Genomic DNA, 14,521 nt, shown 5'->3' on the forward strand with positions numbered 1-14,521 from the left:
CCCGAAAAGGAAGGAAATCTTGAAAAAGGTAACGGCGATCGGCCTGGCTGTGCCCGGAAAGGGAGAAAATCTTGAAAAAGGTAACGGCGATCGGCTTGGCTGTGCCCAAAAAGGGAGAAAATCTTGAAAAAGGTAACGGCGATTGGCCTGGTTGTGCCCGAAAAGGGAGAAAATCTTGAAAAAGGTAACGGCGGTGGGCCTGGCTGTGCCCGAAAAGGAAGGAAATCTTAAAAAGGGTAACGGCGGGCTGCTTGGCTGTGCCCGGAAAGGGAGAAAATCTTGAAAAAGGTAACGGCGATCGGCTTGGCTGTGCCCAAAAAGGGAGAACATCCTGAAAAGGGTAACGGCGATCGGCCTGGCTGTGCCCGAAAAGGGAGGGAATCTCGAAAAGGGTAACGGCGGTGGGCCTGGCTGTGCCCGAAAAGGGAGGAAATCTTGAAAAAGTAACGGAGATTGGCCTGGCTGTGCCCGGAAAGGAAGGAAATCTTAAAAAGGGTAACGGCGGGCTGCTTGGCTGTGCCCGGAAAGGGAGAAAATCTTGAAAAAGGTAACGGCGGTGGGCCTGGCTGTGCCCGAAAAGGAAGGAAATCTTGAAAAAGGTAACGGCGATCGGCCTGGCTGTGCCCGGAAAGGGAGAAAATCTTGAAAAAGGTAACGGCGATCGGCTTGGCTGTGCCCAAAAAGGGAGAACATCCTGAAAAGGGTAACGGCGATCGGCCTGGCTGTGCCCGGAAAGGAAGGAAATCTTAAAAAGGGTAACGGCGGGCTGCTTGGCTGTGCCCGAAAAGGAAGAAAATCTTGAAAAAGGTAACGGCGATTGGCCTGGTTGTGGCCGAAAAGGGAGAAAATCTTGAAAAAGTAACGGCGATTGGCCTGGCTGTGCCCGGAAAGGAAGGAAATCTTAAAAAGGGTAACGGCGGGCTGCTTGGCTGTGCCCGGAAAGGGAGAAAATCTTGAAAAAGGTAACGGCGATCGGCCTGGTTGTGCCCGGAAAGGAAGGAAATCTTAAAAAGGGTAACGGCGGGCTGCTTGGCTGTGCCCGAAAAGGAAGAAAATCTTGAAAAAGGTACCAGCGCCCGGCCTAGCTGTATTTTTACAGGTGCTTAATTATTTTATCACTGTCGTTTTCCCAAAAAATTTTGGTATATGAGCTGACTTGGATCGTAATAAAACTAGCGGATTGGTAGGAACGCTAAGGCCTTTTTTGAAAATTACCATCCGTCATGGTAAACTCAGGTCATAAGAATAATGAGGGAGAAGGGGAGTTTCATTATGGGGACGATAAAAAAAAGTAGGACATTTAAACTCATTGCACTTGATTTGGATGGAACATTATTAAATCGGCGTCATGAAATTTCGGATGAAAATCGAAAAGCGATTGCGGAAGCGGTGGAAAAGGGCGTTCAGGTCGTTATTAGTACAGGGCGTCACGTTAAATCTTGTCGAGATTATGCGGGTTCTATGCAGCTTTCTTCCTATTTAGTGGCTGTCAATGGGGGCGAAATTTGGGATCCATCCGGAAACCTGATTGAAAGGAACCCGCTTCAGCAAGATTTTGTCCAGACAATGTGGGAGTTGAGTCAACAACATGGTACTCGTTTTTGGGCGATGACTCCTGACTTAGAGTTGCGGGACGGTTTTCCAGAAGAAATTGCAGAACGTGAATGGCTCAAATTTGGATTTGATGTAGACGATCATGAAATAAGAGAAACGATTTTAACAGAACTGAGAAAAAATAAGCAATTAGAAATTAGCAATTCAAGTCCGCACAATATTGAGGTAAATGCCCTTGGAATTAACAAAGCCAATGCATTAAAAAAGGTTTGCGACCGTATTGGCATTACGATGGATCAAGTGCTAGCGGTTGGCGACAGCTTAAATGACTTAGCGATGATTCAAGAGGCTGGATGTGGTGTCGCTATGGGCAATGCCCAAGATTTAGTGAAAGAAGCAGCTGACTGGGTTACGGACACGAATGAAGCAGACGGGGTCGCAAAAGCGATTCGTTATTGGGTTTTGGATGAGGAGAAGGCATAAATGGGATTCGGAAGGTAATGTTTTTGGTACCAACAAATGAAGCAGAAATATGGAATATTTTTCTTCGGTTTTTAAGGGTGACGCTTAACAATAAAAAACGCCAAAACGGCGTTTTTTATCGATTTCATAATTTAAGTTTCCCATATTTTTCCTCTTTCATCATTTTTATATGTTTTTTAATAGTAACTCTAGTTTTCCATAGTTGTTTGCTAACCAAATCATTTCTTCAGCAAAACGTTTGGGTGGTCCAGTGTGCTTGTCCATTTTTGCGGTTATCCACCACGGACTTTCCATATACCATAATAATTTCAAAGCGTTTGTTAAAAAGCCTTTTTCCACGGAATGGTATTCGCCATAACCCTCAATAAAAGCCGAGGCAAGTGAGACATCAAGCTCCCCATTTGCTAACGCACCAGATATAACAGCTCTTGCCACATCTAGTTGCGGGTAGTCGAATTTCAGCCTGTCCAAATCCAGAATAGCGCTCACATGACTACCTCTAAATAAAACATTATCTACCCAAAGATCACGATGTGCCCACCCTGTTTCAATGGCGTTAAATTCATCCAAATTGACCAATTCCGTCATGCGAATTTGCGTTTCAAGTATAGGCGGTAAATTCGGATGATGGGCCTGATTCCAAACAGATTTCCAATGAAGTATTCGCTCCTCGCGACTTGGAGGTACAAATTCTGGTCTGTTTCTTTTTCCTAATGTGCCATCATTTAATACCTGATGCGTGTACCCAGTGAGCTGTCCTAGATGAAACATTTGTCGTGCATTTACCTGTCCTGGAGGGACTGTATCACCATTGCAGTATTCCATTACGATAAAAAGCTCGCCATTATCGGAGTGAAAAAGAAATTCTTCTTCATAGGATAAAAGCATTGGGCATGGAACCCCGCTATTATACAATCTCATCTGTTGGTGAAAGGCACGGACCAATTCTTCATGGTTATATAATTTGTATCTTTCTTTGTTATATTGCTTTATTAGAAAAACACCAGTATCTGTCGTCACTTTCCATTTTAAATTTAACCAGCCCCGCTTGATCGGATGGGTCTCTACTACATGAAATCCAAATTGTCGGTGACAGGTTTTTAGCAGATCATGTAACATTACCTGTTCTGAACATAAATTCTCCATTATTGACTCCTTTAGATTGCAAGTTTTATGTACAATATTTCGACAAGATATTCTGAATTCCTTTTTTATTTCTCAGCAGAGTTAATACGAACTCACTATTAGGGCGTAACGCATGGAAACCACCCTGTTTTTTAGAGTGGCTTCCTTTCAGACGCATATTAAGCAAGCGTTTAATGAGCATTATTCATAAGACTGATGTGTGGTTTCTTGGCAGATTTATTGTTAAATTTACCTTGTTTCATTAATTCAATGATTTTCTTAGCTTCCCGATCAGACTGATTGTATCCTGGGCGAGGTTTTCGCCCGGTTTCTCTTATCGACTTGCTCCGTTTCTTAATTTTCTCTTTCTAAAATACAAATACAATGCAAAAATGCCTCCTATTAGCACTAGAGTCAAACCTAAGAATAGATAGTTATATAGATTCGTGGATGTGTTTGGAAGTTTATGATTCTCTTCATTTATTTTTCCATCATTGCTTGGTTTTGGTGTTCTATTATCAAAATCATCGCTAGAAACACCATTATCCCCTTGCGAACCATCATCATGATTATTGCCAGGATCTCCATTGTTTCCACGCGAACCATCATCATGGTCGTTGACAGGATCTCCATCATTTCCATGTGGACCATTATCATGATCTCTATCATTTCCATCTGAACCATTATGATGATCATCCCCAGGACCTTCCTCGTTCCCAGGCGTCTCATTTTCTCCAGACATTGCTTTACCGCTGATATTATTTCCATCCTTTGTAAGGGTATAGGAAATTTCCTCCCCACTCCAAAAATGGAAGGTTAACCTAATTTCTCCGTCATGGGACTCATTGAAAAATTCTTTTTTAATAATGATTTCACTCGTCTCATAATCAGGGGAGAAGGTATAGCCAAATTCTTTAAATGATGTCCAATCTTGGGGTCCTGCGATCGCGCCATCTGTATAAAATGCCTCCATTGTCGCTAATTTGTCTCCGTTAAAAGAAGTTGGGATGGAGAAATTATCGACTGTTCCTTCTGTATTTTCAAGAATAGGTGTATCAGATGTGATCACATGAAAAGCCCAGTCCGCCCCTTGATCAAACGTGGCTGTTAATACAGCATTTGTTCCTAAAGTTCCAGTTGCTGTAAGCTCTTTTAGCATGTCTGCTTTAAATGTTAACTCTTTACCATCCCACTCATAATCCTGGTCAGTCACTAATTCCTGACCATCGAGTTGAAGGGAAACGAACTGATTGCCATTTAAATCAAGGCTTAGCTTTTGATCTTTTATTTCTTCACCTTTCTTTACGTAAATTAAATCAGAATCAGCTGTTGCAGAACGGGTTTTCCAACTTGTCTTTATTAAATGGTAAAGCTCTGGATCCGACCATTCGAATGATGTCCGGCTAAAATGCTGCCCATTATCCCAAAGCATATGGGTCAGTCCTTTTTCCTGTGCGCAGTGGAGCATAAATTCAAAAAATTTAAGTTTTTCCCCTTGTTCAATGGCCTGCATATCGGTATCAAAGCCAAGTAATCCATATTCCCCGATGATGACAGGGATCCCATTTGCTACAAAGGTGTCATGCACCCGATCGAAAGTAGATAGTATATCATTCTTTGTATCTTCTTCAAAATGGGTGTAACCGTCAATATTGACACTGAATGGCCAGAAACCGTAATAGTGAACAGTAGAAATAATATTAGGATCATTTAATTCAACGATTGTTTCATATAGAGCAGCTAATATCTCTGGTTCTGAGTCAGTAAATAACGTTGGTAGTACAAGTGGACGGACGTCATTCTTTCCACCTGAATCTCTCACTATTTGATGAAAAGATGTATTTAATTCTTTTAAATACTTGAATTGCTCCTGTTCGGAGCCATTAAACTGGGGTTCATTAATGCTTTCAAACATGAGCTTAGATGAATAATTTTTAAAATGATCTGCAAGTTGTTCCCAAGTAGCTTCATACCTCGCAAGGGTTTCGTCATGGTTATTTTGCATCCCCTCACTTAACCAAATCCAAGAGTCATGGTGGATATTGATCATTACATACAAGTTTTCATTTAAAGACCATTGAACAACTTGGTCAAGTCTCTCTAAGAAATCAGCATCGATTATGTAATCTGGACCTTCTGCTTGTCGTTGATCAAAAGTAACGGGGATTCGAATACTCTTAAAGTCCTGAGCAGCGATTTGTTTAATAAATTCCTCCGTCACACGAGGGTTGCCCCAAGCGGTTTCATCTTTCCCTACCGCATCAAATGTATTCCCAAGATTCCATCCCGGCTGCATATCTTCTACATAGGATTGAATATCGTTATTGTTTGTCTCATTTTCCCCTGCTGCTAAACTATGAATCGGTGGGAATAAAGATAGAACTAGAATGGCAGCAAATAATAATCTTGCAAAAAGATGGAATGAGCTATTTCGACTATATTGCTTCATTTAAAACCCTCCAATTGAATATCTTTCCATTAAAAATAGGCTACATGCGGTCATCTAGAGAAAGTAAGTCCTGAATTATCTGCATTCATCTCCCTTTTTTATAAAATAAACGTTTTTTGCAAACGCTTCCCTAAAAACCATACCATAACAATAATGAATTACATACGGTTATAAGTAGAGGGAATTTCACGTGAAAACTAGAGGAGAATATGTCCAAAAAAAATAATTTTTTAGACAGCGACCGCCATAGAAAGCTATTCTATCAATTGGTTGTGATCAGGGGCAACTGCTGATCGTAAGCAATGTTTTCATTAAAATGAAAAAAGAATTATAATAAAAGCGAAGGCAATAGTATCTGTCTTTTGTCTTAGGGGATGACCAACGGCCATTCATTTTGTTTGTGATTGGGCATCCAACGAAATAAATTTATTTTGGGGTAGAGAGTATTGGAAAAGCAAAATAGTCGTTATCGCTGGATCGTGTTTGCTACGGTATTATTTAGTTACTTCTTAATCGTGAGTCAACGGACAGCACCTGGGTTAATTACGGATCAATTGATGGCAGATTTTAAAGTGACGGCATCTGTCATTGGTTTGCTTACGAGTGTGCAATTTTTAGCCTATGCTGGACTGCAAGTTCCGATTGGGTTATTGTCAGATCGTTACGGTCCCAATCTTTTTTTAATTATAGGAGCTTTGCTGAATGGGGCGGGCACTCTTATTTATAGCTTAGCACCGAATGAATACATCTTACTGTTTGCGCGTTTATTGGTGGGGATTGGAGATGCAACGATCTGGGTTAATGTTGTGCTGATATTAAGTCAATGGTTTAAAGGAAAGGAATTTGTTAGCTTACTTGGTTTCGCCGGAGTGTCTGGAAGTTTAGGTTTTTTAATGGCGACTTTTCCTTTTTCAGCTTGGATTGATGTAGCTGGTTGGAGAGCGGCATTTTTCACAATCGGCATCCTTTTATGTTTGTGTGGATGTCTTCTGTATTATGTGCTTGTGAAAAAGCCTAATCAAATGTTTAAGCAGGATCGAAAAGATAGTACCCCCTCTGATCATAGTAAGGACGAGTCTATAAGCACCCTTTCCTTATTACGCCGTTTATTCACGGATCGTCAAGCTTGGGCCACCTTTTTATGTCACTTTGGATTAGTAGGTACCTATGTTGGATTTATTGGCTCTTGGGCGGTACCCTATGGGATTCATGTATATGACATGACACGTTCAGAAGCTAGCCAACTTATTATGGTTGGGCTTGTAGGGGCGATCATTGGTGCGCCCGTTTCTACTTGGCTTTCCAATCGTTTAGGTACGATCAAATTCCCTTATGTTGTCGTCCATTTCATTATATTTTTGAGCTGGGTCACAATGTTTTTATTTGGTGGAAAACCGCCATTTTATGTGTTGATCATTCTTTTCTTATTGATTGGGTATGGAAATGGAGCTAGTGCCTTAACCTTTGCCACCGTCCGCCAATCCTTTCCAATCAAAGTAGTTGGAGTTGTCTCAGGATTCGCGAACACAGGTGGCTTTTTAAGTGCGGTTTTGTTACCAAGCACTTTCGGGAAAATATTGGACCATTTTCAAGCTGCTCCTGGTAATCTAGGCTATCAGTATGGGTTTATTATTCCGGTGATCTTTTCACTACTCGGCTTAATTGGCGGGGTGCTTATACGTGAGCAGCAACAAGAAGATTCAGTGGTAATGAAGACAGAATGATCATCGTTCAGCTTCTTCTAATGGGTAGGAGAGGGACTAGCTAGTTCTACATTTGAGACGGATCGATGCGGCAGTGCCCTATTTTGGCTTTGAACGAGATTTCGGGGACAGCCACTCAACCGGCTGTGCCCCATTTTGACTTATAAAGTGGTCACAGCTAACCAATCGGCTGAACCCCTTTTCAACCTCAAACGCATTTCAAGCACAGTTAACTATCCGTTAGGCCATTTTTGGACCGTGAGTAAAGGATACATTTCAGATACCTGAACAGTTACCTCCAAAAATAAATCAAACCAGCGTCTCATAGTTTTCTATTAATATTTTCATATAGGGAAAGGTTGGTTATTTGCCAATCTTTCTTCAATCTCCATTAAAAATCGAATTTTTCACGATCACATATTCGACATCACGGATCGCTTCTAGTTTGTTTCCTCCTGCATAGGAAATAGCGGATTGGAGGTCTTGCTCCATTTCGGTTAAGGTATCTTGTAAGGCTCCTTTATGCTCTACATACATTTTTTTGCCTTCGACGTTTTTCTTTTCGCCTTTTTGAAATTCAGAAGCGGAACCGAAATATTCTTTATACAGTTTTCCATCTTGCATAATGGTTCTTCCAGGAGATTCATCATGTCCAGCAAAGAGGGAGCCCACCATAACCATCGTGGCACCAAAGCGAATCGATTTGGCGATGTCTCCATGCGTCCGAATTCCACCATCCGCAATAATGGGCTTACTTGCAGCTTCTGCACACTGTTTAATAGCCGCTAATTGCCAACCTGCCGTACCAAAGCCAGTCTTAACCTTCGTAATACATACCTTTCCCGGTCCAACCCCAACCTTCGTGGCGTCTGCACCTGCTTCTTCTAGTTCACGAACAGCCTCTGGTGTTGCGACATTTCCAGCAATCACAAAGCTCTGTGGCAAATGTTTCTTAATATGTTGGATCATCTCGATCACAGCATTCGAATGCCCATGAGCAATATCGATTGTAATGAATTCCGGGAAAAGCTTTTCCTCTGCTAATTGTTGAATGAATGGGTATTCTTCTTCTTTGACGCCCACACTGATAGATGCGATTAATCCTCGTTCATGCATTTCCTTAATAAAATCTATACGCTTTTCAGGATGAAAACGATGCATCACATAAAAGTAACCGTTTTCTGCTAAGTAATGGGAAATTTCTTCATCTATAATCGTCTGCATATTCGCAGGCACGACTGGTAATTTGAATGTATATTGTCCTAAGGTCACAGATGTATCACATTCAGACCGGCTTTGAACGATACATTTTCTCGGAATTAGTTGAATATCTTCATAGTCAAATATCGTTTCCATCAAACAAACACCCCTAAACACGAATGATTTATTTTAAGTATGTTGAAATGTTCGTACGTATATTAACTTACATCATTTTTGCGGGGATGTCAAAGTGTTTTGATTGATGAGCCGTAAAAATCTTGTATCATTATCAAGAATAGGACCAGAAATAAATAAAATCCTTGAAGAGGATGTTCAAAAAGTCCGGTAAAAATGACACTTCGAATTTCTTCGTTTGGCTTGCTTTTCCGCTGCTCAATTGCTCCATGTTCCTTGTTGAAAAATTCTTTTATTTCTTTGATCGATAAACCAATCTTTTTTGCCTGGACGAAAAGCTCCACCCATTCCGGATCCAACATTCAATCACAGTTTTTGTGTTCTTTCACCTGTAATAAAAATAAGGATCCCATCTGAATTTTGAGGTACCGCCGTGCTAATTCAAGTCCATTTTGATCTGGAAGATGAATATCTATTCTACTTAGGGGGCGTTTTTGAGAAAAATTGACCATCATTCTGACTTCTCAATCACAATGAAACAAGTACTATCAGGGCAACGAACTGGCTGCTCGTCCTCATCTGTTAATATAATCTTTTCTAATAAATGTTCTTCATATCCTTCCTGCAAATAATGCTCAAAGACGGTTATTATAGCCTTATCCCCCAATGATTGGTGGATACATTCTTTATATTCACTTGGGGTAAAATAACCAAATTGTTCCTGAACCTCATGAGGATACGCTTCTTCTCCCCATGTAAAAGTATACAGAAATTCCATACAATCATTTACTGGTAAGGAAACGGTTTGTTCATCTACCCACTTATAGTGGAGCGTTCGACCTTTGAAATCATGTACGTATCGTTTGAAAAATTCCACATCTGCCTTCTGTTTAAAATGGATACGGAGAATGGCTTCCTTTGGTTCCGTCATAATTCCATCGCGAATAATGATTCTCCCAGTGGGTCTCAAAGCTTGAAAAGCACTTTGTAGAGCTTGAATAATCACTTTTGGATTGAATTTTTCTCCTTCATAAGGAATATAGGAAAACATTTCATGAAGAATAGACGAAAAAATAATTGTATCTACTTTGTTTTTTCCAATGTATGGTTGCAAATCAAGGGCATCCCCGTGAATAATTTCCCAATTTCTCCTTTCGCGTTGTTTCTTCCTTTCCAATTCTGCAACAACATTTTCAGCAATATCGATGCCCATAATCTTGGCGTTTCGGTACCGTTCAGATAGTAAATCTAAAAGAAACCCTCCGCCAGGTCCGATATCAAGCATTGTGTCCCCAACCGCATAATCAACAATTTTTCTTTTAAAATCCTGGGAATGATTCATATCTGCCAGATAGGTTTGTTCATTTTGCAGACGATCATAAGCATCCTTGCGGAACCCAAAGAAGTCATAGAGCAAAATAATCGCCCGCTCATATAAAGGATGCTTTTCAGCTTCTTGGCAAAACTCTATGAGCTTTTCACCTGCTTTAGAGAAACGAAAGGAGACGCCAATAAGCTGTTGCGTGCGATCATATGAGCGCAGATCCAGGGAAACATGCTGATTTTCGGATACTTCATGCTGTAAAAGATCTTCCATGGATAATTCACTTAAATAGGCTTCAATAATCCGCTTTTTATAAAGGTTCACAGACTTTTTGCCTTTGTAATCATAATGAAGCTCCCGCATGAATGGTTCAAATGTAAGATGTGTGACCGTTAAGGAGGGAGAGGTGCGGATCAGTAAAAGGAAGATTTTTATGCATTCCTCCAAGGTAAAATCAGATAAAGCGGATTCCACATACCATAAATCAATTTTATGGAAAAAAAGGGATAAACACTCTTCTATTTCCTGATTGGAAAAGAGGTGCTGAATTTCTTGTTGAAAATTTTCACCCTGATGGATGGAACGATTACGCAGACGTTTTAACCGTTCTCTAAATGGGAGCTCATGTCCAACTTCCCCGTCCACTAACCAAAGAACGACCTGATGTACTTCTTCCCTTAGTTGGGCCCATAAAGTTGGAGAAACTGCTTCGATAATGCATTGATTTAAGGCCATTAATAAGGTTTTCATCGTTGGGGTGGCAATCGCATGTAAACGAATAAAGTGAGAAAGAGATTGCATTTGTTGAAAACGAACCTCCCCACGAATATATTGTCCAACTAAACCATGGGTTTGAATCAATCTATAGATCAATTCCTCTTCCAATAAATTTCTTTCCGGAAAAGGTTGTTTCTTTTGTTCAGCAGCATAAATTTGAGCGGAGGCGATATTATGGATGGCTAAAGGGTACCCCTTGTCCTTCCATTCTTTGCGGACTCGAACGGAACCGCATTTTGCCACTTCACACCATTTTAGGACCTCTTCAAGGATTTGCTTATGTTTAGAAGATAGGTCCAATCCATTCAATATTTGTAAAGTGCGTTCTGTATATTGCAAAACAGGATGATCGCCAATTTCCGCTAACGACTCTACCTGTTCTAAATTCACATTTTTCTGCTCAGTTTGATAAAGAAAGGCAAGCCAATTTTGACCGTGAAGAACACTCTCATCACCATATTTCAATTGTTGGATCGATTGCAATGATTTCAGCATAGAACCCGCATCCTTTCTTAAACAATATTTCATTTACTGTACCAAACTATAAGGTAATTGAAAAATAGGGAAGATGTCCTATATGATGAAATAAGTGGGGAAGGGGCGTATAATCAATAAAGATGGAGTTAAATCTGGCAGTGCTAAAGCGATTTGATAATAAGGGCTCTTTTATCATGAAGTTCTCCTTCTATTTTTACCAAAAAAAGTACATGGATAGAGGATTGACTTTTCAGGCATATGTAAACTATGCTAGAATATGTACGTGAAATAAATGTTAGATAATATTTATTATAAAGTATTAGCCGTATAAGAGGATGTTCAAAAAGTCCGGTAAAAATGACACTGCGAATTTCTTCGTTGGCTTGTTTCTTCGCTGCTCATGTATTTAAAAGCATACATTCCGCTGCTCGAAACTGCGCCGCCTTGAACTTCTTGGTCCTTTTTATCCTCCTTTTTGAACACGCACTATAAGGGCTTTTTTTATAGAAAAGAGGTAAAAGAGTATGTCCACAACTGATAAAGGAAGAATCATCGTTCAACAATTATTGGATCGCTTCGGAAATGATCCTGACATTGAGAAAAAAATGCGGCAATCTGAGAATTATATAGAAGCTGTTCGAGATTTAATTGAAATTTGTGGGGATGACCCGAACAGAGAGGGATTAGAGGAAACACCATACCGTGTATTAAAAGCCTTTCTTGAATATACAGAAGGATATCATGAAAATCCGAAACATCATTTGGAAAAGGTGTTTGACGTTCAACATGAAGGCTTAATTATGGTAAAGGATATTGAGTTTCATTCGATGTGCGAACATCATTTTGCTCCGTTTTTTGGAGTAGCGCATATTGCTTATATTCCTAGTGAAAAAATAACCGGATTATCAAAAATAGCTCGTATGGTGGACGGATATGCCAAGCGTTTTCAAGTACAGGAAAGATTATCCAACCAAATTGTCGATGCAATGGATGAAGTGCTTCATCCTCAAGGTGTCATGGTTGTCATGGAAGCGAAGCATATGTGTATGTGTGGAAGAGGCGTTAAAAAGGGAGATGCGATGACTATGACCACCGCAACAAGAGGGGTTTTTGCGAAGAATCCGGATAAGCGCATGGAATTCTTATCACTGCTTGGTAAATAGCAACCATATAGATTCGGTAAAAATTAATGGGGTTGGGGTGAATTCATTGAGACATGCCGTCATAACAGCTGGTTCCAAGGGGATTGGCAGAAAAGTAACGGAGCGATTTCTTGATAGAGGCTGCTCCGTAACGGTGAATTACCGAAGTGATATTGCGAGGGTCGAACAATTACAGGAAGAGTGGAAGGCCTATGAAGATCGAGTTTTGTTTGTTCAGGGAGATATCACAAAAAAGAATGATATCGTCCGAATCGTAGAACAAACGATGAATCAGTTTGGCCGCATCGACTATCTCATTCACAATGCGGGCCCATATATATTCGAACGAAAAAAACTGGTCGATTATGAAGATCAGGAATGGTATGAAATGATTGAAGGAAACTTAAGTTCGGTCTTTCACTTTTCCAAACTCGTGATTCCGATCATGAGGGAACAAAGGTTTGGTAGAATGGTGATGTATGGCTTCCAGGATGCGGAACAAAGTCCTGGTTGGATTTATCGGTCCGCTTATAGTGCGGCAAAAGTAGGGCTTGTTTCCTTAACCAAGTCGATTGCACTTGAGGAAGCCGAGTATGGGATCACAGCCAATATGATTTGCCCTGGGGACATAACAGGGGATATGAAAGAATCCGATATCGAAAAGGCAAGACGGATAAAAGATCAGGACACACCAATCGGACGTTCAGGTACAGGGGAAGATATTGCGAGATTCATTGAATTTATTTGTGAGGAGGATTCCGATATGATCACAGGGAGTGTGTTATCTGCTACAGGCGCAGTTGAGGTGATTCATCGTCATCGAAATTAGGGGGTTCTGCTAACCGTTCCCACAAAGGGGGAACCTTCATGGAGCGGTCAAGATTAAAGGCTAATTGTGCCCGAAAAGGGAGGAACCCTCATAGAGTTTAACGATTAAGAGCTGATCGTACCCAAAAAACAGAGGAACCCTCATAGAACGGTAACGATTAAAGGTTAGTCGTGCCCGGAAAGGGAAGGAACCCACATGTAGCGGTACCGAGTAAGGGGCCATAAAACTCGAAATGGAGTCAAAATCCCTAGAACGGTCACATAGCGGCTTCCGTAAAGCCCGAAATCATGAGGAATTCCCCAAACCGGTCATAAATAGAGATCTTCAAGATGTCCGCAAGCAGAAAATAGACACAACGGCTAGAATGGAGCCGCTACCTGATATCGTTGCTCTCCGCAAAGAGTAGGCTAGTCTGGATAAACTGTCACAATCACTCCATCCATGTTGTTGCCTGAGAGGCTATACTTTTGGTGAATCGGAACCTGAATGGTGCTGTTTTCAGAAACAGGAAAATAGGAAATTTGATACTTTTTCCCCTTATATTGAACGGACAGATTTTTCTCCGATTTTAAGTAGTCTAGGTACTCTTCCATTACAAAGTTTTTCTCATACATAACGGCACTATGAGGCAATCCAACATAGCGAATATGCCAAGGTTCGTATTGAATTCCTGTTACTGCCGTTTTATCCTTAGGATAGCGCAAAATAAATCCGTATTTCCATGCATTTTTTTCTAACCACTTCCCTTCAGAGGCATTTTCCATTTTCCCTTGTGTGGATCCGACATCAAGCGCTAAGCCTAAATTATGCTCACTATAACCGGCAGGTAGGGCATAATCAGCCCCCATTTCTTTATATAGAGTCTCCTGTTCTTCGAAACCCCGGTAACCACTATTAATCATAAAATGTTGAACACCTTCTTTTTTAGCGGCATCCACCATTCTGGAAAACTTCCCCGTTACGGACTCTGACAATTGAATCGAATCATCCAGAAGGCCAAACCCCATCACTAAATGATTGTTTTTAGATAAATGGGCAATGTCGGAGTTTGTTTGTTCCTGATAGACGGGATACTCACTGTTTACTAACACCAAATTGCCTTGGTAGATTTGTTCATGTGGAATGTCCATTTCTTCAAACTGGTACCCGGTTTGAGGTAAGCTTTGGATATCTACTTTCTTTTGTATAAGAGGTAGGATCTTTGGAATTGCAAAACCTAACCCTATAACTAAACATAAAAAAATGCCCCATTTCTTCATCTTTCATTTCCTCCTAAATCATCCTTCTAATATAAGTATAGGAAAAAAAACTTAAATAAAGAGT

13 protein-coding genes are annotated in these 14,521 nt (G+C 40.6%); 7 read left to right on the forward strand and 6 right to left on the reverse strand.

Translation table 11 applies throughout. The annotated features are described in order from the left end of the window. Positions 1–413: 413 nt before the first annotated feature. The 3 genes from MUB24_RS23350 to MUB24_RS20030 all read left to right on the forward strand — a co-directional run bounded on the left by MUB24_RS23350 (position 414) and on the right by MUB24_RS20030 (position 2,037). A complete protein-coding gene (locus MUB24_RS23350; protein ID WP_280517087.1) occupies positions 414–542 on the forward strand; it encodes a hypothetical protein in 129 nt (42 codons plus the stop codon). Between the two features lie 256 nt (positions 543–798). Continuing rightward, a complete protein-coding gene (locus tag MUB24_RS20025) occupies positions 799–957 on the forward strand; it encodes a hypothetical protein (protein ID WP_244707279.1) in 159 nt (52 codons plus the stop codon). Between the two features lie 315 nt (positions 958–1,272). Beyond that, positions 1,273–2,037, forward strand: a complete 765-nt coding sequence (locus tag MUB24_RS20030) for a Cof-type HAD-IIB family hydrolase (protein ID WP_244707281.1) — start codon at positions 1,273–1,275, stop codon at positions 2,035–2,037. 165 nt (positions 2,038–2,202) lie between these two features. Here the strand turns inward: MUB24_RS20030 and MUB24_RS20035 are convergent, their stop codons facing one another. Both MUB24_RS20035 and MUB24_RS20040 read right to left on the reverse strand, forming a co-directional pair. Next, the gene (locus tag MUB24_RS20035; RefSeq protein ID WP_244707282.1) at positions 2,203–3,183 is read right to left on the reverse strand and encodes a phosphotransferase; all 981 of its coding nucleotides are present in this window, start codon (positions 3,181–3,183) and stop codon (positions 2,203–2,205) included. A gap of 313 nt (positions 3,184–3,496) precedes the next feature. Continuing rightward, on the reverse strand, positions 3,497–5,611 hold the full coding sequence (locus tag MUB24_RS20040; protein ID WP_244707284.1) for a cellulase family glycosylhydrolase: 2,115 nt from the start codon (positions 5,609–5,611) through the stop codon (positions 3,497–3,499). A 446-nt stretch (positions 5,612–6,057) separates the two neighbouring features. Here MUB24_RS20040 and MUB24_RS20045 point away from each other — a divergent pair, with 446 nt between their 5' ends. Further along, positions 6,058–7,335: an MFS transporter gene (locus MUB24_RS20045; protein WP_244707286.1), complete on the forward strand. Its 1,278-nt coding sequence runs from the start codon at positions 6,058–6,060 to the stop codon at positions 7,333–7,335. Between the two features lie 360 nt (positions 7,336–7,695). Here the strand turns inward: MUB24_RS20045 and guaC are convergent, their stop codons facing one another. The 3 genes from guaC to MUB24_RS20055 all read right to left on the reverse strand — a co-directional run bounded on the left by guaC (position 7,696) and on the right by MUB24_RS20055 (position 11,245). Further along, positions 7,696–8,670 (reverse strand): GMP reductase, encoded by a 975-nt coding sequence (guaC, locus tag MUB24_RS20050; RefSeq protein ID WP_244707288.1) that lies wholly within the window; start codon positions 8,668–8,670, stop codon positions 7,696–7,698. Positions 8,671–8,759: 89 nt separating this feature from the next. Beyond that, positions 8,760–9,011: an anti-repressor SinI family protein gene (locus MUB24_RS23355; protein WP_280517088.1), complete on the reverse strand. Its 252-nt coding sequence runs from the start codon at positions 9,009–9,011 to the stop codon at positions 8,760–8,762. 149 nt (positions 9,012–9,160) lie between these two features. Beyond that, on the reverse strand, positions 9,161–11,245 hold the full coding sequence (locus tag MUB24_RS20055; RefSeq protein WP_244707290.1) for a class I SAM-dependent methyltransferase: 2,085 nt from the start codon (positions 11,243–11,245) through the stop codon (positions 9,161–9,163). Positions 11,246–11,832: 587 nt separating this feature from the next. On the opposite strand from MUB24_RS20055, the gene folE reads away from it, so the two are divergent. The 3 genes from folE (at position 11,833) to MUB24_RS20070 (ending at position 13,604) form a co-directional block, all read left to right on the forward strand. After that, positions 11,833–12,390, forward strand: a complete 558-nt coding sequence (folE, locus tag MUB24_RS20060; RefSeq protein ID WP_244707321.1) for a GTP cyclohydrolase I FolE — start codon at positions 11,833–11,835, stop codon at positions 12,388–12,390. Between the two features lie 46 nt (positions 12,391–12,436). Further along, a complete protein-coding gene (locus MUB24_RS20065; RefSeq protein ID WP_244707323.1) occupies positions 12,437–13,198 on the forward strand; it encodes an SDR family oxidoreductase in 762 nt (253 codons plus the stop codon). Between the two features lie 232 nt (positions 13,199–13,430). Next, positions 13,431–13,604: a hypothetical protein gene (locus tag MUB24_RS20070; protein WP_244707292.1), complete on the forward strand. Its 174-nt coding sequence runs from the start codon at positions 13,431–13,433 to the stop codon at positions 13,602–13,604. A 1-nt stretch (position 13,605) separates the two neighbouring features. Here the strand turns inward: MUB24_RS20070 and MUB24_RS20075 are convergent, their stop codons facing one another. Continuing rightward, positions 13,606–14,457 carry a M15 family metallopeptidase gene (locus MUB24_RS20075; RefSeq protein WP_244707293.1) on the reverse strand — a complete coding sequence of 284 codons (852 nt, stop codon included), beginning with the start codon at positions 14,455–14,457 and terminating at the stop codon, positions 13,606–13,608. Between the last annotated feature and the right edge of the window lie 64 nt (positions 14,458–14,521).

Origin of the sequence: Lederbergia sp. NSJ-179 (genome assembly GCF_022867885.1) — a bacterium.
Taxonomy (GTDB): domain Bacteria; phylum Bacillota; class Bacilli; order Bacillales; family Bacillaceae_C; genus Lederbergia.